Source organism: Micromonospora sp. CCTCC AA 2012012, from assembly GCF_040499845.1.
GTDB lineage: Bacteria > Actinomycetota > Actinomycetes > Mycobacteriales > Micromonosporaceae > Micromonospora > Micromonospora mangrovi.
The window spans coordinates 4,930,291-4,951,623 of record NZ_CP159342.1; the positions used below are offsets into that span (position 1 = coordinate 4,930,291).

19 protein-coding genes are annotated in these 21,333 nt (G+C 73.8%); 9 read left to right on the top strand and 10 right to left on the bottom strand.

Going from position 1 to position 21,333, the window contains the following annotated elements; all coding sequences use genetic code 11:
* Nucleotides 1-105: 105 nt before the first annotated feature.
* From ABUL08_RS21930 to ABUL08_RS21940, 3 genes are all read left to right on the top strand, one after another.
* The gene (locus tag ABUL08_RS21930; RefSeq protein WP_350938764.1) at nucleotides 106-2,499 is read left to right on the top strand and encodes an immune inhibitor A domain-containing protein; all 2,394 of its coding nucleotides are present in this window, start codon (nucleotides 106-108) and stop codon (nucleotides 2,497-2,499) included.
* 31 nt (nucleotides 2,500-2,530) lie between these two features.
* Nucleotides 2,531-3,121: a hypothetical protein gene (locus tag ABUL08_RS21935; protein WP_350931845.1), complete on the top strand. Its 591-nt coding sequence runs from the start codon at nucleotides 2,531-2,533 to the stop codon at nucleotides 3,119-3,121.
* Nucleotides 3,122-3,197: 76 nt separating this feature from the next.
* Complete coding sequence (locus ABUL08_RS21940) at nucleotides 3,198-4,130, top strand: alpha/beta fold hydrolase (protein WP_350931846.1); 933 nt, start codon at nucleotides 3,198-3,200, stop codon at nucleotides 4,128-4,130.
* A gap of 1 nt (nucleotide 4,131) precedes the next feature.
* Here ABUL08_RS21940 and ABUL08_RS21945 read toward each other — a convergent pair whose 3' ends face one another.
* Nucleotides 4,132-4,497 (bottom strand): hypothetical protein, encoded by a 366-nt coding sequence (locus ABUL08_RS21945; RefSeq protein ID WP_350931847.1) that lies wholly within the window; start codon nucleotides 4,495-4,497, stop codon nucleotides 4,132-4,134.
* Entirely contained in the window at nucleotides 4,494-7,430 is a 2,937-nt protein-coding gene (locus tag ABUL08_RS21950; protein ID WP_350931848.1) for an SseB family protein, read from the bottom strand. Before ABUL08_RS21950 ends, ABUL08_RS21945 begins: the two co-directional genes overlap by 4 nt.
* Nucleotides 7,431-7,582: 152 nt before the next feature.
* On the opposite strand from ABUL08_RS21950, the gene mycP reads away from it, so the two are divergent.
* Nucleotides 7,583-8,779, top strand: a complete 1,197-nt coding sequence (gene mycP, locus ABUL08_RS21955) for a type VII secretion-associated serine protease mycosin (protein WP_350931849.1) — start codon at nucleotides 7,583-7,585, stop codon at nucleotides 8,777-8,779.
* Between the two features lie 84 nt (nucleotides 8,780-8,863).
* On the opposite strand, the gene ABUL08_RS21960 is transcribed toward mycP, so the two are convergent.
* Both ABUL08_RS21960 and ABUL08_RS21965 read right to left on the bottom strand, forming a co-directional pair.
* On the bottom strand, nucleotides 8,864-9,157 hold the full coding sequence (locus tag ABUL08_RS21960) for a WXG100 family type VII secretion target (protein ID WP_350931850.1): 294 nt from the start codon (nucleotides 9,155-9,157) through the stop codon (nucleotides 8,864-8,866).
* A 16-nt stretch (nucleotides 9,158-9,173) separates the two neighbouring features.
* On the bottom strand, nucleotides 9,174-9,491 hold the full coding sequence (locus ABUL08_RS21965; RefSeq protein WP_350931851.1) for a WXG100 family type VII secretion target: 318 nt from the start codon (nucleotides 9,489-9,491) through the stop codon (nucleotides 9,174-9,176).
* Nucleotides 9,492-9,732: 241 nt separating this feature from the next.
* Here ABUL08_RS21965 and eccE point away from each other — a divergent pair, with 241 nt between their 5' ends.
* The 4 genes from eccE (at nucleotide 9,733) to rarD (ending at nucleotide 13,493) form a co-directional block, all read left to right on the top strand.
* Nucleotides 9,733-11,532: a type VII secretion protein EccE gene (gene eccE / locus ABUL08_RS21970; RefSeq protein WP_377522441.1), complete on the top strand. Its 1,800-nt coding sequence runs from the start codon at nucleotides 9,733-9,735 to the stop codon at nucleotides 11,530-11,532.
* Between the two features lie 42 nt (nucleotides 11,533-11,574).
* Nucleotides 11,575-11,961, top strand: a complete 387-nt coding sequence (locus ABUL08_RS21975; protein ID WP_350931852.1) for a phage holin family protein — start codon at nucleotides 11,575-11,577, stop codon at nucleotides 11,959-11,961.
* A gap of 96 nt (nucleotides 11,962-12,057) precedes the next feature.
* Nucleotides 12,058-12,546, top strand: coding sequence for a GNAT family N-acetyltransferase (locus ABUL08_RS21980; protein ID WP_350931853.1), 489 nt, complete (start codon nucleotides 12,058-12,060; stop codon nucleotides 12,544-12,546).
* The gene (gene rarD, locus ABUL08_RS21985) at nucleotides 12,543-13,493 is read left to right on the top strand and encodes an EamA family transporter RarD (protein WP_350931854.1); all 951 of its coding nucleotides are present in this window, start codon (nucleotides 12,543-12,545) and stop codon (nucleotides 13,491-13,493) included. Before ABUL08_RS21980 ends, rarD begins: the two co-directional genes overlap by 4 nt.
* Here rarD and ABUL08_RS21990 read toward each other — a convergent pair.
* From ABUL08_RS21990 to ABUL08_RS22000, 3 genes are all read right to left on the bottom strand, one after another.
* Nucleotides 13,478-14,164, bottom strand: coding sequence for an anti-sigma factor family protein (locus ABUL08_RS21990; protein ID WP_350931855.1), 687 nt, complete (start codon nucleotides 14,162-14,164; stop codon nucleotides 13,478-13,480). The two genes, rarD and ABUL08_RS21990, sit on opposite strands and share 16 nt — an antisense overlap.
* Nucleotides 14,161-14,676: a sigma-70 family RNA polymerase sigma factor gene (locus ABUL08_RS21995; protein WP_200208963.1), complete on the bottom strand. Its 516-nt coding sequence runs from the start codon at nucleotides 14,674-14,676 to the stop codon at nucleotides 14,161-14,163. Before ABUL08_RS21995 ends, ABUL08_RS21990 begins: the two co-directional genes overlap by 4 nt.
* Nucleotides 14,677-14,788: 112 nt before the next feature.
* Complete coding sequence (locus ABUL08_RS22000; protein WP_350931856.1) at nucleotides 14,789-15,571, bottom strand: IclR family transcriptional regulator; 783 nt, start codon at nucleotides 15,569-15,571, stop codon at nucleotides 14,789-14,791.
* 153 nt (nucleotides 15,572-15,724) lie between these two features.
* Between ABUL08_RS22000 and ABUL08_RS22005 the strand changes: the two genes are divergently transcribed.
* Nucleotides 15,725-16,912, top strand: a complete 1,188-nt coding sequence (locus ABUL08_RS22005; protein ID WP_350931857.1) for an MFS transporter — start codon at nucleotides 15,725-15,727, stop codon at nucleotides 16,910-16,912.
* A gap of 160 nt (nucleotides 16,913-17,072) precedes the next feature.
* On the opposite strand, the gene ABUL08_RS22010 is transcribed toward ABUL08_RS22005, so the two are convergent.
* The 3 genes from ABUL08_RS22010 to ABUL08_RS22020 all read right to left on the bottom strand — a co-directional run bounded on the left by ABUL08_RS22010 (nucleotide 17,073) and on the right by ABUL08_RS22020 (nucleotide 21,329).
* A complete protein-coding gene (locus ABUL08_RS22010; RefSeq protein WP_350931858.1) occupies nucleotides 17,073-18,158 on the bottom strand; it encodes a polyprenyl synthetase family protein in 1,086 nt (361 codons plus the stop codon).
* Nucleotides 18,159-18,246: 88 nt separating this feature from the next.
* Nucleotides 18,247-19,800: an NADH-quinone oxidoreductase subunit NuoN gene (gene nuoN, locus ABUL08_RS22015; protein ID WP_350931859.1), complete on the bottom strand. Its 1,554-nt coding sequence runs from the start codon at nucleotides 19,798-19,800 to the stop codon at nucleotides 18,247-18,249.
* Nucleotides 19,797-21,329, bottom strand: a complete 1,533-nt coding sequence (locus ABUL08_RS22020; protein ID WP_350931860.1) for an NADH-quinone oxidoreductase subunit M — start codon at nucleotides 21,327-21,329, stop codon at nucleotides 19,797-19,799. The genes nuoN and ABUL08_RS22020 overlap by 4 nt, the downstream gene beginning before the upstream one ends.
* Between the last annotated feature and the right edge of the window lie 4 nt (nucleotides 21,330-21,333).

Consider the following 21,333-nt stretch of genomic DNA (forward strand, 5'->3'; position numbering starts at 1 on the left):
AGTGTCTATGTTCACTTTGGTCCCACTCGTGGGACGTCTTCACCGGCCCGTACCCCCGTAGGGCCGGTTCCCTCACACCGGAGGTACCACGTGCGCAAAGTCGCAGTGGGTCTGCTCGGGCTTTCGCTGACGGCGACGGGACTGGTGACGGGCACGTCCGCCAGCGCGGCGCCGACGCCCAAGCTGCCGTCGGCCGCTCCGTCGGTTGCGGAGCCCGCGCAGACTGATCACGATCTGCCCAACCCGCTCGAGACCAAGCGGCGGGCGCTGCGCCAGGAGGGCCTGAGCGAGGTCCTCTCGGGCAAGGCGAAGGCGCAGAAGATCAACGGCAGCACGGTCGTCAAGGTCGGCAAGAAGCAGGCCGAGAACGCCGGCGCCCGGCTCACCAAGGCGAGCGCCGCTGCCCAGACGAAGGATCAGTACGTCGAGCTCTCCCGTGAGCGCACCGACAAGATCTTCGTCATCCTCACCGAGTTCGGCAACGAGCGGCACCCGAACTACCCGGACCAGGACACCGACCCGGCCACCCCGGGCCCGACCCGGTTCGACGGTCCGCTGCACAACCAGATCCCGCAGCCCGACCGCGCGGTGGACAACTCCACCAACTGGCAGCCGAACTACAGCGCGGACTACTTCCGCAAGCTGTACTTCGGCACCGGTCAGGGCGACGAGTCGCTGAAGCAGTACTACGAGGCGCAGTCCTCGGGTCGCTACAGCGTCAACGGCGAGGTCACCAACTGGGTCAAGGTCAAGTACAACGAGGCCCGGTACGGCCGTTCCAACGGCTACCCCTGCCCCTCGACCACCTGCACCAACACCTGGGCGCTGGTCCGTGACGCCGCGAACCAGTGGGTCGCCGACCAGAAGGCCCAGGGCCGCACCGACGAGCAGATCGCTGCCGACGTCAAGTCGATGGACCAGTGGGACCGCTACGACTACGACGGCGACGGCAACTTCAACGAGCCGGACGGCTACATCGACCACTTCCAGATCGTCCACGCCGGCGGCGACCAGGCCGACGGTGACCCGCTGCAGGGTGAGGACGCCATCTGGAGCCACCGCTGGTACGCGTTCGCGTCCGACCAGGGCAACACCGGCCCGGCCAACTTCCCGGCCGGCGGCACCCAGATCGGCAACACCGGCGTCTGGATCGGCGACTACACCATCCAGCCGGAGAACGGCGGCCGGAGCGTCTTCGTCCACGAGTACGGCCACGACCTCGGTCTGCCGGACGACTACAACGTCACCTCGGGCGGGGACAACAACAACGAGCACTGGACCCTGATGGCCCAGAGCCGGCTCGGCGCCAAGGGCGACCAGAGCATCGGCAACCGGGCCGGCGACCTCGGCGCCTGGAACAAGCTCCAGCTCGGCTGGCTCGACTACGAGACCATCAAGGCCGGCCAGAAGCGCACCCTGGAGCTGGGCCCGCAGGAGTACAACTCCGCCAAGGCGCAGGCTGCCGTGGTGGTGCTGCCGCAGCGGGAGTACACCTTCCAGAACGGCAAGCCGTTCGAGGGTGAGAAGCAGTTCTTCTCGGGCAACGACGACGACCTGAACAACTCGATGACGCGGACGATCGACCTCACCGGGAAGACCACCGCCGCGCTGTCGATGAAGGGTCGCTACAACATCGAAGAGGACTACGACTACCTCTTCTTCGAGGCGTCCACCGACGGTGGCCAGAGCTGGGTCTCGCTGCCCGGCACGGCCAACGGCAAGGCGCTCAAGGAGATCTCCCCCGGGCGCTACGCCCTGGACGGCTCCAGCGCCGACCAGTGGGTCGACGTCAACATCCCGATGGACGCGGTCGCCGGCAAGGTCGTGCAGTTCCGGCTCCGCTACCAGACCGACGGTGGCTTCTCCGCTGGTGGCTTCTACGGTGACGCGATCACCGTCACCGCCGACGGGCAGACCCTGCTCAGCGACGGTGCCGAGGCGGGCGCGGGCGACTGGGCCCTCAACGGCTTCGACATCGTGGCGGAGACCTACACCCGCAAGTTCGACAACTACTACATCGCGGGCAACCGGTCGTACGTCTCGTACGACCAGTACCTGAAGACCGGTCCGTACTACTTCGGCTACGCCAACACCAAGCCGGACTACGTGGACCACTACGCGTACCAGACGGGTCTGCTGATCTCCTACTGGAACCTCCGGTGGGCCGACAACGACACGTTCGCCCACCCGGGCGAGGGTCGGAACATGATCATCGACGCGCACCCGCGGCCGATCTACAACCTGACCGGCAACCCCTGGCGGGCCCGCGTCCAGGTCTACGACGCGCCGTTCAGCCTGAAGAAGGCCGACTCGTTCACCCTGCACATCAACAGCGTGCCGCAGTACATCCGCGGCCAGGCCGCGCAGCCGGTGTTCGACGACACCAAGCAGTACTGGTTCCCGGAGCTGCCGAACCACGGCGTCAAGCTCCCGGCCACCGGCACCAAGATCAAGGTTCTGGAGCAGGACGGCACCTCGATGAAGGTCCGCTTCTCCTGATCCGCTGATCAGCGCAACACCGCAACAGACGATGCCCGGGCAGGTCACCTGCCCGGGCATCGCCCTTTCCGCGCACCGGGAACCGGTGCGTCGCCGGCACCGTCAGACCTGGGTGCCCGCCACCCGCGCCATCCCGCCGTACGTCACCCTGGCCGCCCTGCTGGCCCTGACCCTGACCGGCTGCGCGCAGCCGGAGAACGGAGACACCGTGGGCGCCGAGCAGTCCCGAGGCACCGGCGGACCGACCGCCTCCGACGGGCCGGTCACGGCAGGCCCGTCGGCCTCTCCCGGCGGTCCGGCCTCCGTCGCGCCGTCGGGGCGTACCCCTCCGCCCCTCTCCTCCACCGACCTGCCGACGCTGCCGCGACCCACCGGACCGCCCGACAACCCCACCGACGTGCGCCGCTCGGACCTGCTCGCCGGCCGGATCACCCGGGGCGGCACCGGACCCTGCTACGGCCTGGTGACCGACGACGGCCGGGAGTACGCGCTGCACGGGGAGAACATGGGCACCTGGGGCACCGGGACCTGGGTCCGGGTCACCATCGGACCGCCCGTCAGCGGCGTGGACTGCGGGCCGGGCACCCGGGTCGAGCTACGGAAAATCGAGCCGGTCGGCTGAGGCGTCGACCGCCGGTTCCGTACCGGTCCGGGTCGTCGGGACGGACAGCGGTCGGCCGGGTCCTAGGCTGTGGCACATGACCGAGCAGCAAGGCGGACCCGTCGACGAGTCCTGCGTCCTGACCGAGGGACCGTGGACGCACCGGTTCGTCGGGGCGAACGGCAGCCGGTTCCACGTCGTCGAGGCCGGCACCGGCCCGATGGTGCTCTTCCTGCACGGCTTCCCCGAATACTGGTGGGCCTGGCGGGAGCTGCTGCCGGCGGTCGCCGATGCGGGCTTCCGGGCGGTCGCGGTCGACCTGCGTGGTTACGGCGCCAGCGACAAGCCGCCCCGGGGGTACGACGGCTACACCCTCGCCGCCGACGTGGCCGGGCTGATCCGGGCGCTGGGCGAGCGCGCGGCGACCGTGGTCGGCACCGGGGCCGGTGGCCTGATCGGCTGGACGGCGGCGTCGTTCCACCCCACCCTGGTCCGCCGGCTGGTGGTGCTCGGCGCGCCGCACCCGCTGCGACTGCGCGCGGCGATCTTCGCCGACCCGCGCGGCCAGTTCGCCGCCTCCACCCCCGCCCTGCGGTTCCAGCTCCCCCGCTACGAGCACGTGCTGACCCGCGACGACGCGGCGGCCGTCGAGGAGACGCTGCGCCGCTGGGGCGGGCCGCGCTGGGTCGACGGCCCCGACTTCGCCGAGTACGCGCGCTGCTGCCGGGCCGCCATGCGGATCCCGCAGGCCGCCTTCTGCGCGCTGGAGGGCTACCGGTGGGCGTTCCGCTCGGTGCTCCGGCTGCACGGCTACCGGTTCATCAAGCTCATGCAGAAGCCGCTGGTCACGCCGACCCTCCAACTGCACGGCGCATTGGACCGGGCGTCCCTGCCGCGCACCGCCCAGGGCTCCGGCCGCTACGTCACCGCCCCCTACGAGTGGCGGCTGCTCGACGGGGTCGGCCACTTCCCGCACGTGGAGGCGCCCGAAGTGGTGCTCGGCGAGATCCTGCGCTGGGCCAAGTCCTGAGTCAGACCCGCTTCTCGCGCAGGTCGGCCACCTCGCCGGCCGGCGCCCAGCCCTGGTAGACGCCGAAGTCGAACACCTCCAGCCCCATCGCCCGGGCCACCGGCCACCGACCACCGGTGTACTCCACCCGCAGCCAGCCCTCGTGCTCGCCGAGCACGATGAACGGCTGGCCCTGCCAGGTGCAGGTGGTCCGGACGTACGCCAGGTCGTCGACCTCGGTCAGCGGCAGCACCCGGACGTACCGGCCGGGGCGGACCTCCTCGAAGCCCTCACCGGGTTCCGGCTGATAGAGCCGCACGTCGTCCCCGTCGGGGCTGGCCAGGTATTCCCGGCCCCGCCAGCGGGCCACGTAACCGTCCCGGATCACGGCGCACCGACCTGTCGCCAGAGCAGCGCGTCGGTGTCCAGGATGGCGATCACCCGTTCGCTGCCGTCCGACCCGATCCGCCACAGCTGCGCGCCGTGCGGCAGCCGGGCGCTGTCCACCTTGAACTCGGCCACCACGTCGCTGCTCTCACCCGGGGCGAACCCGTTGCCCCGGAACGGCGGACGTTCGATGACCCAGCCCTCCATGGCCCGCATCGCCGCCTCGCTCTGCCCGCCGTAGGGGATGCGGTAGAGGCTCGGGCGGTGCGCCGGCCAGCGCAGCACGTAGATCTCGGCGGCGTCCCGGGTGAAGGGCGAGTCGGGATGGCCCAGGCCGAGGGCGTCGTAGAGCTGGGCCGGGCTGTTCAGGTGGGCCAGCTCGTTGGCCCGGTGCACGAAACCGGAGACCCGGTCGTAGCCGCGCTCCAGGTAGTACGCGAGCTGACTCGGGGCGACCGCCTTCTGCATGGTCACCGGCCGGGTCGGGTCGACGGCGGGCGGCGCGGGCCGGGGCCGGCTCACCGGCTCGGCGGCGGGCTGCTCCGGTTCGCTCTCCGCGTCGTCGCCCAGCCCCACCTCGGCGGCCCAGTTCGCCAGCCCGACGACCTGCTCGCCCGGGTACTTCGCGCCGACCGGGGTGCCCGGGTTGACGGCGAACGACCAGTTCTCGTCGGGCCAACGCCGGATCAGCTGCACGAACCGCACCAGCACCGTGTCGACCGCCCCGTCGGTCCGGTCCGCGAGCCGTTCGGGCGACGTGTAGACCACCACGTACGTCTCGCCGTCCAGCTCCTCGGTGTGCCAGACGAAGCCCGGCTCCCCCGGCCGGCTGCCCGGCAGCGAGTCCGGCGCGACCGGCAGCAGCACCCGGGCCAGCAGCAGGGTGGAGAGGAAGGTGTCGGTGCTGCCGCTCCCGGCCGCACCGAGCAGGTCCTCCTCGACCTCGTTGGCCGGCAGGAAGTCGACCGTCGCGGGCCCCACCGGGACCGCCTCGGTGACCGGCTCGTCCACCGGCTCGACGGTGTCGGGCCGGAGCTGTTCCGCCGGCACGTCAAGCGGCAGGGTGCTGTCGTCGGCCGGGAACGACGGCGCAACCCCGGTCGCCGCCGGCATGGCGTCGTCGGCACCGGCCCGGTCGGCCACGGGCACCTCGGCACCGGCCCAGCCCGCCGCGGACGACTCGGCGTCGACCGCACCGGCCCGGTCGGCCACGGGCATCTCCGCGTCGGCCCGGCCCGCCGCGGGCGGCTCGGTGTCGACGGGTGGCACCGGGTCGGCTGCTGCGGCGGCGGAGGTGCCGGGCGAGGGGGCGACGGGTGGGTCCGCCACGACCGACGCCGGGGTGGGTCCGGCCCACGGCGTGGCGGCGGCCGGGCTGACCGGCCCGGCGAGGTCGAGGTCGCGGGACTCGATGACGGTGCCCTCGATGACGATCGGCGAGAAGCCCCGTCGGGACGCCGGCGGCCCGGAGACCGGTTCGGCGATCGAGGTGGGCAGCTCCTCCGGCTCGTCGACCGGGTCGTACGCGGGGGCGGGCGGGATCGGCACGGTCTGCTCGGCCGGCTCCGCCGAGGGCGGCCGACGCCGGGGCAGCGCCTGGGTGGTCTCGTCGGTCGGCGTCGCCGCCGGGAACGCCACGGTCGGCTCCCCGCCCGGCGCCTCGGGACGGGGCGTCGTCCGATCAGCCTCCTCGGGCGCGTCGAACCGGAAGGCCCGAGTGGGCTCGTCCCGCACCGGCTCGCTCAGCGGGCGCCGACGCGGGAACGCCTGGCCGCCCTGGCCGAGGCGGGACGGCGGGACCGCCCGGTCACCGGCGCGGCGCGGCTTGTCCAGTGGCGACATCCGGCGGCTGCGGCCGGACGCCGGCTCGAAGAAGGAACGCCCGCTCGGCTCGCCGGAGCGGCCGTTGGCCGGTTCCCCGCCGGGCCGGGCGGCGGTGCCCGCCCCGAAGGGGTCGGGCTCGTCCGGTCGACCCCGGAGGTCGTCGAGCCAACCGCTGACGCTCTCCCCGCCCTGCTCGGCGCGCAGCGGCGACCGCGGCGGCGGGGTGGGCCGTCCGGGGCGGGCACCGGCGGCGTCGGGCGGGTGGCCGCCCTCCTCGGTGGCCCGCCGCAGGGGCACCCGGGCGGGAGGCGGCATCGCGCCGGCCGGCGCGCCGTTCGAAGTCGGCTGCCCCGCCGCGCCACCGGGGACCGGCGACGGGCCGGCGGGGGTACGCACCGGCGGGGCCGGGACGGCCGCGGCCGGCACCGACGGGGCCGGCACCACGGGCGGCGGGACCACAGGGGCGGGCACCACGGGCGGCGGAACGGCCGGGGCGGGCACCGGCGGCGGGGTGGGGGCGGCTGCCGGGACGGGTGCGGCGGGGACCGTGGGAATCGGCACCGTCGACGGTTCGGGGGGCGTGGTGGCGGGACGGCGGGGTGCCGCCGGGACCGGCTGCGGCGCGGGCGAGACGGGTGCGTCCTGGCCGGCGGCGTCGGCCCGGGCGCGGGCGGCGTTCTCCGCGCGTTCCAGCCGGGCACGGGCACCCATGGTGCGGCCGGGCAGCCGGACGTCGCCGCGGGAGAGCTGCGCGACGAACCAGGCCGGCAGGTAGCCCTCGATCGGCAGGCCGGGGTTGACCGCCAACCACCACTCGTGGTTCGGCCAGTCGGCCGCCAGGTCGGCGTACGCGGCGCGTCGGCTGGTGCCCGCGTGCTCCCCGAGGCAGGCCCGCATCGCGGCGGCGGAGGTGAAGGCGAGCACGTGCGTACGGCCGCCGGTGGTCCAGGTCCCCCAGCCCATCGGGGCCCGCCCGGCGAGCGCCTCCGCCGAGACCGGCAGCAACAGCTCGGTACGGGTCAGGATGCGGAAGTAGAGTTCCTGGTTCTGGGCGCGCAGCGCGTCCTGCATCTCCGCCTCGGCCTCGGTGGCCGGCTCCCATTCGGTCACGGCCACCTCTCCTCCCGCCAACAGGCCATAGGCATCGCGTACAACCTACAAGGTGGTATCAAGATCACAATGCTTGGCCGTCGGCGGCCGACCGCGTCGCGGACGAGGCGCTAACATCGCGTTCCGGAGTCGACACGATACGGAGGCCGTCGATGTCCCGGCCCACCGCGCGCCCGGCCCTCACCGCGCTGGCGGCGCTCCTCGTCGCCGCCCTGCCGGCCGCGCCGGCAGCCGCCCGGGCCGTCCCCGGCTGCGCCGACCCGCCCGCCCCCGCCCGGCCGGTCGCCGACCAGCCCTGGCCGCAGCAACGGTACGCCCCGGACCGGCTCACCCCGCTCGCCACCGGAGCCGGCGTGGTGGTCGCCGTGGTCGACTCCGGGGTGGACCGCCGGCATCCCCAGCTCGCCGACCGGGTGCTCGACGGCGCCGACTTCCTCGACCCCGGCGGTGACGGCACCCGGGACTGCGCCGGACACGGCACCGGCGTGGCGAGCATCATCGCCGCCTCGCCCCGCCCGGGCGTCGCCTTCCGGGGGCTGGCCCCGGACGCCCGCATCCTGCCGGTACGGGTCAGCGAGCAGCAGGTGGTCGACGGGCGGGAGTCGGGGCGTACGGTCGGGGCCGCCGACTTCGCCCGGGCGATCCGCTGGGCGGTGGACCACCACGCCGACGTGCTGAACCTGTCGGTGGTGCTCTACGCCGACGACCCGGCCGTCCGGGCGGCGGTCGCCTATGCGGTACGCCGGGACGTGGTCGTGGTGGCCGCCGCGGGCAACCTGCACGACAACGGCGACCCCCGCCCCTTTCCGGCGGCGTACGACGGGGTGCTCGGGGTGGGCGCGATCGGGCCGGACGGCGTGCGGGCCCCCTTCTCGCAGACCGGCCCCTACGTCGACCTGGTGGCCCCCGGCACCGACGTGCTGATGGCCGCCCCGGAGCAGGGTCACCACCGGGCGGAGGGGACCAGCTATGCCGCGCCCTTCGTGGCCGCCACGGCGGCGCTGCTGCGGCAGTACCGCCCCGAGTTGACCGCCGCCGAGGTGGCGCGGCGGATCGTCGGCAGCACCGATCCGGCCCCGGGCCCCGACGGCGGGTACGGCGCGGGGGCGCTGAACCCGTACCGGGCGGTCACCGAGACGCCGGGCCGGCTGGGCGCGCGTCCGGCTCGGGCGGCGGTGCTGCCGGCGGAGCGGGTCGACCCGGCGGTGGCGGCCCGGCAGGCCCGACGGGCGACGGCCCGACACCGGGCCCTGCTGGTGGCGGGCGTCACCGGGGCGGTCGCGACGGTCACCGTGCTGCTGGCCGTGGTGCTGCCGAGGGGCAGCCGCCGCCGGTGGCGCCCCGCCTGACCGGCTCCGGAGCCCGGCCGCGCACCCGGACGACGCGGGCGGCGGTGCGGACGAGGTCGTCCGGCACCGCCGCCCGCCCGGGCCTCACTGGAAGAGGCCGACGTTCTTCTTCTCGGTGTCGAGGTAGTCGGTGGCGGAGTCCTCCACCGCCAGCTTGATGTCGCGCAGCATCGCCTGGAGGTCCTGCGAGGCGGAGCGCCAGCGCGCCTGCCGCTGCTCGTACGCCTGCCGGGCCTCACCGTTCCAGCTCGCCACCAGCGGCGCGGCATCGCGTTCGAGCTGCCCCAGCTGGCTGTCGAGGGTGTTCAGCGCCTTCTGGATGTCCGCGCCGGCCTGGTGCAGCGCGGCGAAGTTGACGACCAGCACACCGTGGTCCATCGGTTCTCCCCTGTGATCAGAGCGGCAACTGGATGCCGCGGTTGGTGCCGGCGACGCGGCTGGCGGCCTCGGTGTCCGAGACGTCGTACTGCTGGCCGGCGGTGCGGATCGCGGCGGCGGTCTCGCGCAGGGCCCGCTGGAGCGCCGCCTGGTCCTGCGCCCACTGCTGCTTCACCTGCTCGAAGGAGCGCCCACCGGCACCCCGCCAGGCCTGTTGCAGCACCTCCAGCTCGGCCATCAGGCCGCTCAGCATGGTCTGCAACGACTGGTCCACCTGGTCGAACTTCGCGGCGGTCTGCTGCATCACCGCGGCTTCTGCCTGGGTCTGGGACACCCGGACGTCACCTCGTCTCCTCGGTCGTGGCTGGCCGTGTGGCGGCCACCGTGGACGGCCGCGCGATGCCGGAGGGTGGGGCCGGGGGACGGCGGCGCGCGGCGAACTCGTCGCTGACGGTAGCGGTCCCGTTCCTGATGTGCTACCCCCCGGGTCTCCCCTGTGGACAACCGGCCCCGGGTGGACCCCTTACGATGAGCCACGTCACCGTCACCCGACGAGCGGTGGCGGAGGAGGTGCGGTGACGGCCACCACGACCACGCAGCCGACGCCGGCCGTCCGCCAGGCGCTGCCGCCACAGTGGACACGGACGTCACGGGCCGGTGTCCGCACCGGTCAGGTGGTGGCCGCGCAGGTCGCCGTGGCGGTGCTCGCGGCGGCCGTCGGGCGCGGACCCGCGGCGGTCGCGGGTGCGCTGCTGCTGGCCCTCGTGCTGCTCCCCGGTGCGTGGCTCCGACTGCGCGGACGGTGGCTCTTCGAGTGGGCGGTCGTCGGGCTGGCGCACCTGACCCGGCGGCGGGCCCTGCCGCCGACCGCCGGGCCGACCGCTCTGCTCGACCTGGTCGACCGGGGGGCGCAGGTGCGCTCCGCCGAGCTGGCCGGCGGTCCCGCCGCGGTGCTGGACGACGCGACCGGGATGACCGCGCTGCTGGAGATCGGCGACCCGGGTGACCTGCTCGGCGACGGCCGGCGGATGCTGCCCGGTCCGCTCGCGCTGCTCCCGCCGGCCACGCCGGAGAGCCCACCGGTCCGGCTCCAGCTCCTGCTCTCCGGCTCACCGGCGCCCGTACCGGCGGTCGGGGCCGGCGCGGCGGGGACGTCGTACCGGCAGCTCACCGACGGGCGGCTCGCCGGGCGGGAGTGGGCGGTGCTCGCGGTCCGGGTGCTCCGGCTCGACGGCTGGTCGGACGAGGAGCTGCGGCGCGCCCTCTCCGGCACGGTCCGGCGGGTCCTCCGCCGACTCGGCCCGCTGACCGGCCGCCCGCTGGGCGAGCAGGCGGCGCTGCGCGTACTGGCGGAACTGGCCCACCACGACGCCGGTGGGCCGACCCGCGAGTCGTGGCAGACGATGCGCACCGGCGGGCTGCTGCAGACGAGCTTCGGGTTGCGCCGCTGGCCGGACCCGCGCTCCGAGGCCGGTCAGCGGCTGGTGCCCCGGCTGCTCGCACTGCCGGCCACCGCGATCACCGTCTCGCTGGGGCTCGGTCCGCACGGCGGCCCCGGTCCGGTGCCGGCCGAGCTGACCGTACGCCTGGCGGCCTGGACCGCCGGGGAGCTGGCGATGGCCGCCCAGTCGGCGCGGCGGCTGGTCGCCGACGCGGGCGGCGAGCTGCGGCGGCTCGACGGCGAGCAGCTGGACGGGCTGGCCGCCACCCTGCCGCTGGCGGTGGCCCGGCCCGGTGCCCGGGTCGGCGGGGAGGCGTTGGACGCGCTGGAGCTGCCGCTGGGCGAGGCAGGGCTGATGGTGGGCGCGAACCGGCACGGCGGGGCGGTCACGGTCCGGCTGTTCCGCCCCGAGGAGACCCGGGTGATGGTGGTCGGCGGCGTACGCGTCGCGCAGCTCACCGTGCTGCGCGCGCTGGCCCTCGGTGCCCGGGCGGTGGTGCAGACCACCCGCCCCCGGGCCTGGGAACGCTTCGTCCGGGGGGTCGGCGGGATCCCGGTGACCCCGCCCGGGCGTCCGGTGGGTGGCGTGCCCGGCGGCCCGTTGCAGCCGCTGCTGCTGGTCCTGGACGCCGGTCCGGCGCCGACCGAGGCGGCACCCGGGCCGGCCTGGCAGTCCACCCTGGTGGTCCGGGACGAGCTGACCCCGGCCGACGTGGACGCGCTGGGCCGCGCCGACCTGGCGATCCTGCAACCGTTGGACGCGGCCGAGGCCGCGCTGGCCGGCGCCGCCCTCGGCCTGGGCGGTTCGGCGGAGTGGCTGACCCGGATCCGGGACGACATGGTGGCGGTGGTGAACCGGCGCGCCCTGCGCTGGGCGCTGCTCTCCCCGACGCCGATCGAGTCGCAACTCGTGGGCCGCCCGGTCCGGAGCTGAGCGGGTTCCGTCGGGTGGCCCGAGCGTGGCACGATCCCGGCCATGGATTTTCTGAAGGGTCTTCTGATCCGGCTGGGCTCCACGGCGGTGGCCTTCTGGCTGGCCACGCTCCTCATCCCGGGCATCACGCTGGAGTCGGACTCGGCGACCGAAACGGTGACCACGCTGGTGCTGGTCGCGGTGATCTTCGGCGTGGTCAACGCGGTGCTCCAGCCGATCATCAAGACCGTCGGCTGCGGCTTCTACCTGCTGACCCTCGGTCTGATCGCGCTGGTGGTCAACGGCCTGCTCTTCCTGCTCACGAGCTGGATCGCCGACCAGGCCGGGCTGCCGTTCCACGTGGACGGCTTCTGGCCGGCGGCGGTGCTGGGTGCGCTCTTCGTCGGCATCGTCACCTGGCTCCTCGGCGCGGTCCTCGACCGCGACTGAGGCCGCCGGCAGCCGCCGGTTCCCGTCCACCGGCGCAGGCCAGTGGGCGGGAATTGGCTGGTGAGGGTGCCCGGGGGTGGGGCTAGCGTCGCAGGGGTGTCCATCCTGACCCGGCCCGACGGCTACCAGCTCAGCACGGATCCCGACCGCCTCGACCTCGACCTGGTGCACGGGTGGCTCTCCACCGACGCGTACTGGGCGCTGGGGCGGGACCGGGAGACGGTGGCGCGCGCCTTCGCCGGCTCGATCGGCTTCGGCGTCTACCGCCCCGGTGACGGCCGGCAGGTGGCGGTGGCCCGGGCGGTGACCGACCGGGCGACGTTCGCCTGGCTCTGCGACGTCTACGTGGACCGGGCCGAGCGGGGCCGGGGGCTGGGCACCTGGCTGGCCGGCGCGGCCCGCGACCACCTCGCCGGGTTCGGCGTACGCCGGATCGTGCTGGCCACCGCCGACGCGCACGGGGTGTACGAGAAGATCGGCTTCACGCCGATCCTGCCGGACCGCTACATGGAACTGGACCACCGGGTGAACCGGGTCACCGGAAAGGAACAGGCCGGCGATCCGCCCCTTACGGTGGAGGCGTGAACCAGACCCGCCTCGGCTACCTGTACGGGCTCGGCGCGTACCTGCTCTGGGGCTTCTTCCCGATCTACTTCAAGCTGCTGCGCCCGGCCGGACCGGTGGAGATCCTCGCCCACCGGGTCGTCTGGTCGGTGGCCTTCGTGGCGCTGCTGCTCGCCGCGCTGCGCAACTACGGCTTCCTCCGGGCCCTGCTGCACCGGCCCCGCACGCTTGCCGGCATCGTCGTCGCCGCCGCGCTGATCGCGGTCAACTGGGGCACCTACATCTACGGGGTCAACTCCGACCGGGTGGTGGAGACCGCCCTCGGCTACTTCATCAACCCGCTGGTCTCGGTGCTGCTCGGCGTCTTCGTGCTGCGCGAGCGGCTCCGCCCGGCGCAGTGGGCGGCCCTCGGCGTCGGCGCGCTCGCCGTGGCGGTGCTGACCGTCGACTACGGTCGCCCGCCCTGGCTGGCGCTCACCCTCGCGGTCAGCTTCGCCGGGTACGGCCTGGTGAAGAAGCGGCTCGGGCTGCCGGCCGCCGAGGGGCTCTTCGTCGAGTCGGCGGTGCTGGCGCTCCCCGCGCTGGCCTACCTCGGCTGGCTGGTCCACCGCGGCGACTCGACGTTCGGGCACGGGTCGGCCGGGCACACCGCGCTGCTGGTGCTGGCCGGCGCGGCCACCGCCATCCCGCTGCTGCTCTTCGCCGGAGCGGCGAACCGGCTGCCGCTCTCCGCGGTCGGCATGCTGCAGTACCTCGCCCCGATCCTCCAGCTCGGCTGCGGAGTGCTGATCTTCCACGAGCCGATGCCGCCGGCCCGCCTCGCCGGGTTCGCGCTGGTCTGGCTCGCCCTGATCGTCTTCACCGTCGACGCACTGCGCCAGGCCGGGCAGAGCCGCGCCGAGGCCCGGGCGGCCGGCGCGCCCCGACCCCCGGTGCCGGCGGAGGCCGGCGGTCAGCGCACGTCGTAGGCCAGGACGGGGGTGCCGTCGCCGCGCAGCAGTTCCAGGCGGACCAGCTCGCCCCGGGTGAAGTGGGTGGCGCCGGTGAGGCGGACGTCGTCGCCGGGGGCGGCCAGCCAGGAGCCGACCTGCTCCGTCGCGCCGTCCGGGCCGTGCGCCACCAGCCGGAAGGTGTACGCCTCGCGGTGCCCGGCCCGCCGGTCGTAGCCGCAGCGCATGGTCACCTCGGTGCCCCACTCGGTGTCGGCCAGCCCCAGCTCGGCGTGCACCGGCACGGCCTCGTCGACCGGGCGCATCGCCACCAGCGGCACGCTCGGCGGGGGCGGGGCGGCCGGCCGGACCAGGGTCACCCCGACGCCCACCAGCACGGCGAGCACGGCCGCGGCGAGGGTGGTCACCGCGTACCGTCGGCGCGACCGGGAGCGGTCCCGGCGGCGGCGCTCCCGCGCGGCGTCGAGCAGCGCGGGCATCCGGGAGGTCTCCGACGCGGACGGCAGGAACTGCTCCAGCCCGGCCGGGTCGAGCCGGCCGAGCAGACCGGGCAGGACGGCGATCTCGGCCACCGCCTCCCGGCAGGCCGGGCAGCCGGCCAGGTGCCGCTCGTAGGCGGCGCGGTCGGCCGGGGCGAGGGCACCCAGCACGTACGCGCCGTCGTCGTGTGCGAACTCGCAGCGGGTCATCCGGTCACCCCCATCTCGGCCAGCACCAACCGTAGTGAGCGCAGCGCGTAGTGGGTGCGCGACTTGACCGTGCCCGGCGGTACGCCCAGCCGGGCGGCGGCCTCGGCCACCGACCGCCCCTGATAGAAGCACTCGACCAGCACCTCCCGGTGGGTCGGGCTGAGCCGGTTCAGTGCCTCGGCAACGGTCCACGCCTCCACCGCGCGCTCCGCTTCGTCGACCGTCTCGGGGGGTTCGGGCAGCTCGTCGGTGTAGACCTCACCGACCCGGGTGGACCGGCGGCGCCAGGCGTCGATCGCCAGGTTCCGGGCGGTGGTGAAGAGCCACGCCCGGACCGAGCCGCGCCGCGGGTCCAGCGACTCCGGGTGCCGCCAGGCCCGCAGCAGCGTCTCCTGCACCAGGTCCTCGGCCCGCGTACGGTCGCCGTTGACCAGGCGCAGGGCGTGCGCGAAGAGCGCGTCGGCATGCTCGTCGTGCAGCGCGCGCAGCAGTTGGGCGTCGTGGTCGCTGATGGCGGTCTCCTCGCGTGGACGGTGAGCCCGGCGGTGCGTTCGCCCGTGAATACGTGCGGTGACCCCGATCGGTTCAGCGCGTACGCGCGAGTGCTGCCGACGCGGTGGAGCGTCAGGCGTCGGCGGCGATGCCGTCGGCGACGGTGCGCGCCACGGTGAGCAGCTTGGCCCGGACCACCCGGGCGGAGGTCATCATCTCGCTGGCCGGCAGCGCGCAGGCCAGCACGACCCGCCGCTCCATGTCCTTGTCCGGGGTGACCAGCACGGCGGCGCAGGCCACGCCCTGGCGGAACTGCCCCAGCTCCAGCTGCATGCCGCGGCGGTCCCCGGCGGCCAGGTCGGCCTCGAACGCCTCGGTGCTGGTGAGGGTGGCGCCGGTGAACGGACGCATGCCGTATTCCCGCAGGTAGCGGAAGCGCTGCTCGGAGGTGAGGGTGGCGAGCAGGCTCTTGCCGAGGGCGGTGGCGTGCGCCCCCTCGTCGAAGCCCGGCACGAGGTCCTCCAGGTAGGGCGAGCGCGGCCCCTCGGCGACCCCGGTGATGGCGACCTGACCGCCGACGAAGCGGCCCAGGTAGTGGCTGTAGCCGGTGTCGGCGGCGGCCCGGCGCAGGCACTCACCGACGGCGGGCGGCCCCCGGAAGGCGGTCACCAGCTCCCGGTACCGGTCGGCCACCTCCAGCCCGACGATGTAGGTGCCGTCCTCCCGGCGGATCACGTAGCCCTCGTACGCCAGGGTGCGCACCAGGTGGTAGGTGGTGGCCACGGTCAGCTCGCAGCGGCGGGCGATCTGCTTGACGGTCAGGCCCTTCGGCGCGCGGCCGACCGACTCGAGCACTCGAAGCGCGCGGGAGACACTTCGGATGAGGTCCGAAGGTTCCGCCAAGGGGTCGCGCACAACCACCTCCGCCGCCGGGGACTTACACCATATGAAAAACAGGCCGAGTGCGAAATGCCTGTTCGGATCGAGGATGCCAGATCACCGGGCACACTCTGTGCATCGACAGACACGATGCGCTGCGAAAACGTGTGCGGCGTAGGTTTTCTGACGATGACCGAGATCTCGACACGCCCCTCGCCGCCCGCCGCCCCGCGCACCGGCCGGGTCAGCGCGGGTGCCATCGCCACCACCATCGCCTGCGTGCTCCCCGTCTTCCTGGTCGGCGGGCTCGCCGTGCAGATGGGTCACGACCTGAGCTTCTCCCCCGCCGGGCTGGGCCTGGCCGTCTCGGTCTACTTCGGGATCAGCGCCCTCGCCTCGGTCCCCTCCGGCGCGCTCGTGGAGCGCTACGGCAGCGCGGTGGTGGCCCGGGCCGGCATCCTGCTCTCCGCCGGCTCGCTGCTGGCCGTGGCGGGGCTGGCCCGGTCGTACCCGGTGCTGGTCGGGCTGCTGGGGCTCGGCGCCGCCGCGAACGCGCTCGGTCAGCTCGCCAGCAACGAGGCGCTGGCCCGGCACGTGCCAACGCACCGGCAGGGGCTCTCGTTCGGGGTGAAGCAGGCCGCCGTCCCGATCTCTACCCTGCTGGCCGGCGTGGCGGTCCCGACGGTCGCGTTGACCGCCGGCTGGCGCTGGGCGTTCGTCGCCGCCGCCGGGGCGGCGCTGGCCGCGCTGCCCGCCGTACCCCGGCAGGAGCGGGAGGGGGCGCGGCGGCCGACCGGCCGGCGGGGCGGGCGCGCGACGGCGGCCCTGGTGGTGGTCGGGCTGGCCGCCACCCTGGCGGCGGCCGCCGCGAACGCGCTGGGCACCTTCGTGGTGGACTCCTCCGCGACCCGTGGCCTATCCCCGGCGCTGGCCGGTCTCACCCTCACCCTGGGCAGCGCGGTCTGCGTGGTGGCCCGGGTCGGTGCCGGCTGGCTCGCCGACCGGCGGGACAGCGGGCACGTGGCGCTGATCGCCGGCATGCTCGTGGTCGGGGCCGGCGGGCTGGCCCTGCTCGCGGTGGCCGGCCCGGTGCCGCTGGTGGCCGGCGTGGTGCTCGGCTTCGGCCTCGGCTGGGCCTGGCCCGGGCTGATGAACTTCGCGGTGGTCCGGCTCCACCCGCAGGCTCCGGCCGCCGCCACCTCGATCACCCAGACCGGCGTGTACGCGGGCGGCTGCCTCGGCCCCCTCGCCTTGGGCGCCCTGGCCGACACCCTCGGCTACCCCACCATGTGGATCACCGCAGCCGCCGCCATGCTCGTGGCCGCCCTCCTCATGCTCACCGGCAGCCGCCTCCTGGCGCACCCCGCCCGGCCCTGATCCCGCCTCCCTCGGCGCGATCCCGCCGCACGGCGCGACCGGCGCGATCCCGCCGCACGGCGCGTTGATCAAGAGGTTTGCGTCAGGGAACGGGCCCGCGTCGACGCAAACCTCTTGATCGACAAGAAGGGGTGCTCGGGGCGGGGATGGGTGCGGAGGGTCAGCTGGTGCGGTCGGCGATGTAGTCGCAGAGGGATTCGAGGGCGCGGCGGGACGGGCCCTGCGGGAGCGGGGCGAGCCGGGTGCGGGCGTCCTCGGCGTAGCTGCGGACGGTCTCGCGGGCGCGCTTGAGCGCCGGGGACTCGCGCAGCAGGCCCAGCGCCTCGGCGTGCAGGGCGTCGTCGACCAGCGGGCCGGTGGAGAGGATCTCCCGCAGCCGCACGCCGGCGGCGTCCGCGTCGTCGGAGGCGAGCGCGTAGAGCACCGGGAGGGTCGGTACGCCCTCCCGCAGGTCGGTGCCGGGCGTCTTGCCCGACTGCGTCGACTCGGAGGCGATGTCGAGCAGGTCGTCGGAGAGCTGGAAGGCCACCCCGATCGTCTCGCCGTAGCCGGCCAGCGCCTCGATGTGCTCCGGCGAGGCACCACTGAACAGGCCGCCGAAGCGGGCCGAGGTGGCGATCAGCGAACCGGTCTTCTCGGCGATCACGTGCAGATAGTGCGCGACCGGGTCCTCGCCGCCGCGCGGGCCGACCGTCTCGGCGATCTGACCGTGCACCAGCCGGGCGAAGGTGCGCGCCTGGAGGCGTACCGCCTCGGTGCCGAGGTCGGCGGAGATGTCGGCGGCGCGGGCGAAGAGGAAGTCGCCGACCAGGATGGCCACCGAGTTCGTCCAGCGCGAGTTGGCGCTCGGCGCACCCCGACGCACGGCCGCCTCGTCCATCACGTCGTCGTGGTACAGCGTCGCCAGATGGGTGAGTTCCATCACCACCGCCGCCGGTACGACCCCCGGGGAGGTCGGATCACCGAACTGCGCCCCCAACGCCACCAGCAGCGGCCGGAACCGCTTGCCGCCGGCCTCGACCAGGTGCCGGGCCGCCTCGCTCACCAGCGGGTCGGCGCTGGCCACGTTGGCCCGCAGCTCACCCTCGACGGAGTCGAGCAGGCTCAGCACCGACGCCTCGACACGAGGGTCGGCGAGATGAAGGCCGAGCGTGCTGAACTGACCCGTGCCCTCCGTGCCCCGACGGCCGCCGGAGCCGGAAGCACCTGAACGCTCGCCAGCCGGAATCACCACGTCTCCAACCATGCCACACCCGTTCGACCTGCCCGGCGGAGGGATACGGACCGGGGGCCGGTACGCCACGGCGTACCGGCCCCCGGTGGAACGACCTCGGTCATCGCACGAATTCGGCGGCACCGTTGGCCAGGTCGAGCAGCGGCCCCGGCACCACGCCCAGGGCCACGGTGGCCAGCACACCGATCACCAGGGCCGCCGAGGTGAGCGCGCCCGGCACGGTGACCGTCGGGGTGGCGTCGCCCGGCTCGGAGAGCCACATCATCACCACGACCCGCAGGTAGGGGAAGGCCAGCACCATGCTGGTCAGCACACCGGCGATCACCAGCCACGCCTGGTGCGCGGCCAGCGCGGGGGCGAAGACGGCGAACTTGCTGGTGAAGCCGCTGGTCAGCGGGATACCGGCGAAGGCCAGCAGGATGAAGGTGAAGATCGCGGCGAAGAACGGCGACCGCCGGCCCAGACCCGCCCAACGGGACAGGTGGGTGGCCTCCCCGTCGGCGTCCCGCACCAGCGTCACCACCGCGAACGCGGCGAGCACCGAGAAGCCGTACGCGACCAGATAGAACATCGTGCCGGCGAGCCCGTCCTTGCTGGGGGCCAGCACGCCGACCAGAAGGTAGCCGGCGTTCGCGATCGACGAGTAGGCCAGCAGCCGCTTGATGTCGGTCTGGGTGACCGCCAGCACCGCGCCGACCAGCATGGTCAGCACCGCCACCACGCCGAGCACCGGGGTGAAGTCCCAGGCGGCCCCCGAGAAGGCCACGTGGAAGACCCGCAGCAGGGCGCCGAAGGCGGCCACCTTGGTGCAGGAGGCCATGAAGCCGGTGACCGCGGTCGGGGCACCCTGGTAGACGTCCGGCGTCCAGACGTGGAACGGCGCGGCGGCGGCCTTGAAGAGCAGCCCGATGGCGAGCAGCGCCATGCCGGCGAAGAGCAGCACCTGGCTGGCCGGGGACTCGTCCACCGCGGCGTGCACGGTGGCGAAGTCGACGCCCGCCGGCCGACCCGGGATGCCCGAGGTGAAGCCGTAGATCAGCGCCACGCCGAACAGGAAGAACGCCGACGAGTACGCGCCGAGCAGGAAGTACTTCATCGCCGCCTCCTGGCTCAGCAGCCGCCGGCGACGGGCCAGCGCGCAGAGCAGGTAGAGCGGCAGCGAGAAGACCTCGAGCGCGATGAACATGGTCAGCAGGTCGTTCGCCGCCACGAAGATCAGCATGCCGCCGATCGCGAAGGTGGTCAGCGGGTACACCTCGGTGGTGCCGCCGGCCCCCTCGGCCTGCCGACGGTCGTCGGCCGACTCGGCGGTGACGGCGGCGTGGGCCACGAAGACCCCGCCCCGCTCCACCGCGCGCTCCCCCATCAGCAGCAGCGCCATCGCGGCGAGGATGAGGATCGCGCCCTGGAGGAAGAGCGTCGGCCCGTCCACCGCGATCGCCTGGCCGGCGGTGAGCAGCCGGTCGTCGGCGTTGAGGATCACCATGGTGAGGGCGCCGAGCACCGCCGCCAGGGCGAGCAGCAGCTGCACGGTGTTGCGCAGGCGTCGCGGCACGAACGCCTCGACGAGCACGCCCACCAGGGCGGCGCCCAACATGATCAGGATCGGAGCGAGCGCCGCGTAGTCGATCGACGGCAGCTTCAGTTCACTCACTTCGCGGCCTCCTGGACGCTGCCGACCGTGGGCGCCGGGTCGGTGCGACCGACGTCCTGCATGGTCGCCTTCACGGCGGGGTTGATGACATCCGTGACCGGCTTGGGATAGAAGCCGAGCAGCACGATCAGCGCGATCAGCGGGGCGACCACGATCTTCTCGCGCAGGCTGAGGTCCCGGCGCATGCCCTGGACCTCGGTGAGCGCCGGGTTCAGCGTGCCCTGGGTGGTGCGCTGGATCATCCAGAGCACGTACGCGGCGGCCAGGATGATGCCGAGCGTGGCGATCACCGCGACCGGCTTGTTGGTGGTGAACGTGCCGATCAGCACCAGGAACTCGGAGACGAACGGCGCGGTGCCGGGCAGCGCCAACGAGGCCAGACCGGCGAAGAAGAGCACCCCGGCCAGCAGCGGGACGAGCCTGCCCGCGCCGCCGAAGTCGCTGATCAGCGACGAGCCGCGCCGCGCGATCAGCATGCCCACCACCAGGAAGAGCAGGCCGGTGGCGAGCCCGTGGTTGAGCATGTAGAGCACCGCGCCGGTGCCGGCCTGGGTGGTGAAGGCGAAGATGCCGACCCCGATGAAACCGAAGTGCGCGATCGAGGTGTACGACACCAGCCGCTTCAGGTCGTTCTGGCCGACCGCCAGCAGCGCCGCGTAGATGATGCCGATCAGGCCCAGCGCGAGCGCCCACGGCGCGAACCACCGGGACGCCTCCGGGAAGAGCGGCAGGCAGTAGCGCAGGATGCCGAAGGTGCCGACCTTGTCGAGGACGCCGACCAGCAGCGCCGCCGCGCCCGCCGGGGCCGCGCCACCGGCGTCCGGCAGCCAGGTGTGGAACGGGAAGAACGGCGCCTTGATCGCGAAGGCGAGGAAGAAGCCGAGGAAGAGCCAGCGGGCGGTGCCGGTGGAGATGTCCGCCTGGCTCAGCGCCTGCCAGTCGAAGGTCTTCCCGCCGACCACCCAGAGGCCGATCACCGCGGCCAGCATGAACAGACCGCCGACCAGCGAGTAGAGGAAGAACTTCACCGCCGCGTACTGCCGCTGGTGGCCGCCGTAGCTGCCGATCAGGAAGTACATCGGCACCAGCATGACCTCGAAGAACACATAGAACAGGAAGACGTCGGCGGCGGCGAAGACGCCGATCATCGTGCACTCGAGGACGAGCAGCAGCGCGAAGTAGGCCGGCACCGAACGCTTCGACGACTCGGCGTCGTGCCAGGAGGCCAGGATCACCAGCGGCACCAGGATCGCGATCAGCATCAGCATGACCAGCGCGATGCCGTCGGCCGCGAAGGTGAAGTTCACGCCCCAGTTCGGGATCCAGGCGTACGACTCGCGGAACTGGAACCGGTCACCGTTGGCCTGGAACGTGATCCACATGATCACCGAGAGCACCAGCACCAGCAGCGACCAGCCGAACGCCACCAGCTTGGCCAGGTCCGGCGACCGGCGGGGCAGCAGGGCCACCACCAGCGCGCCGACCAGCGGTGCCACGGTCAGCACCGAGAGGAACGGGAAGTTGGACATTATT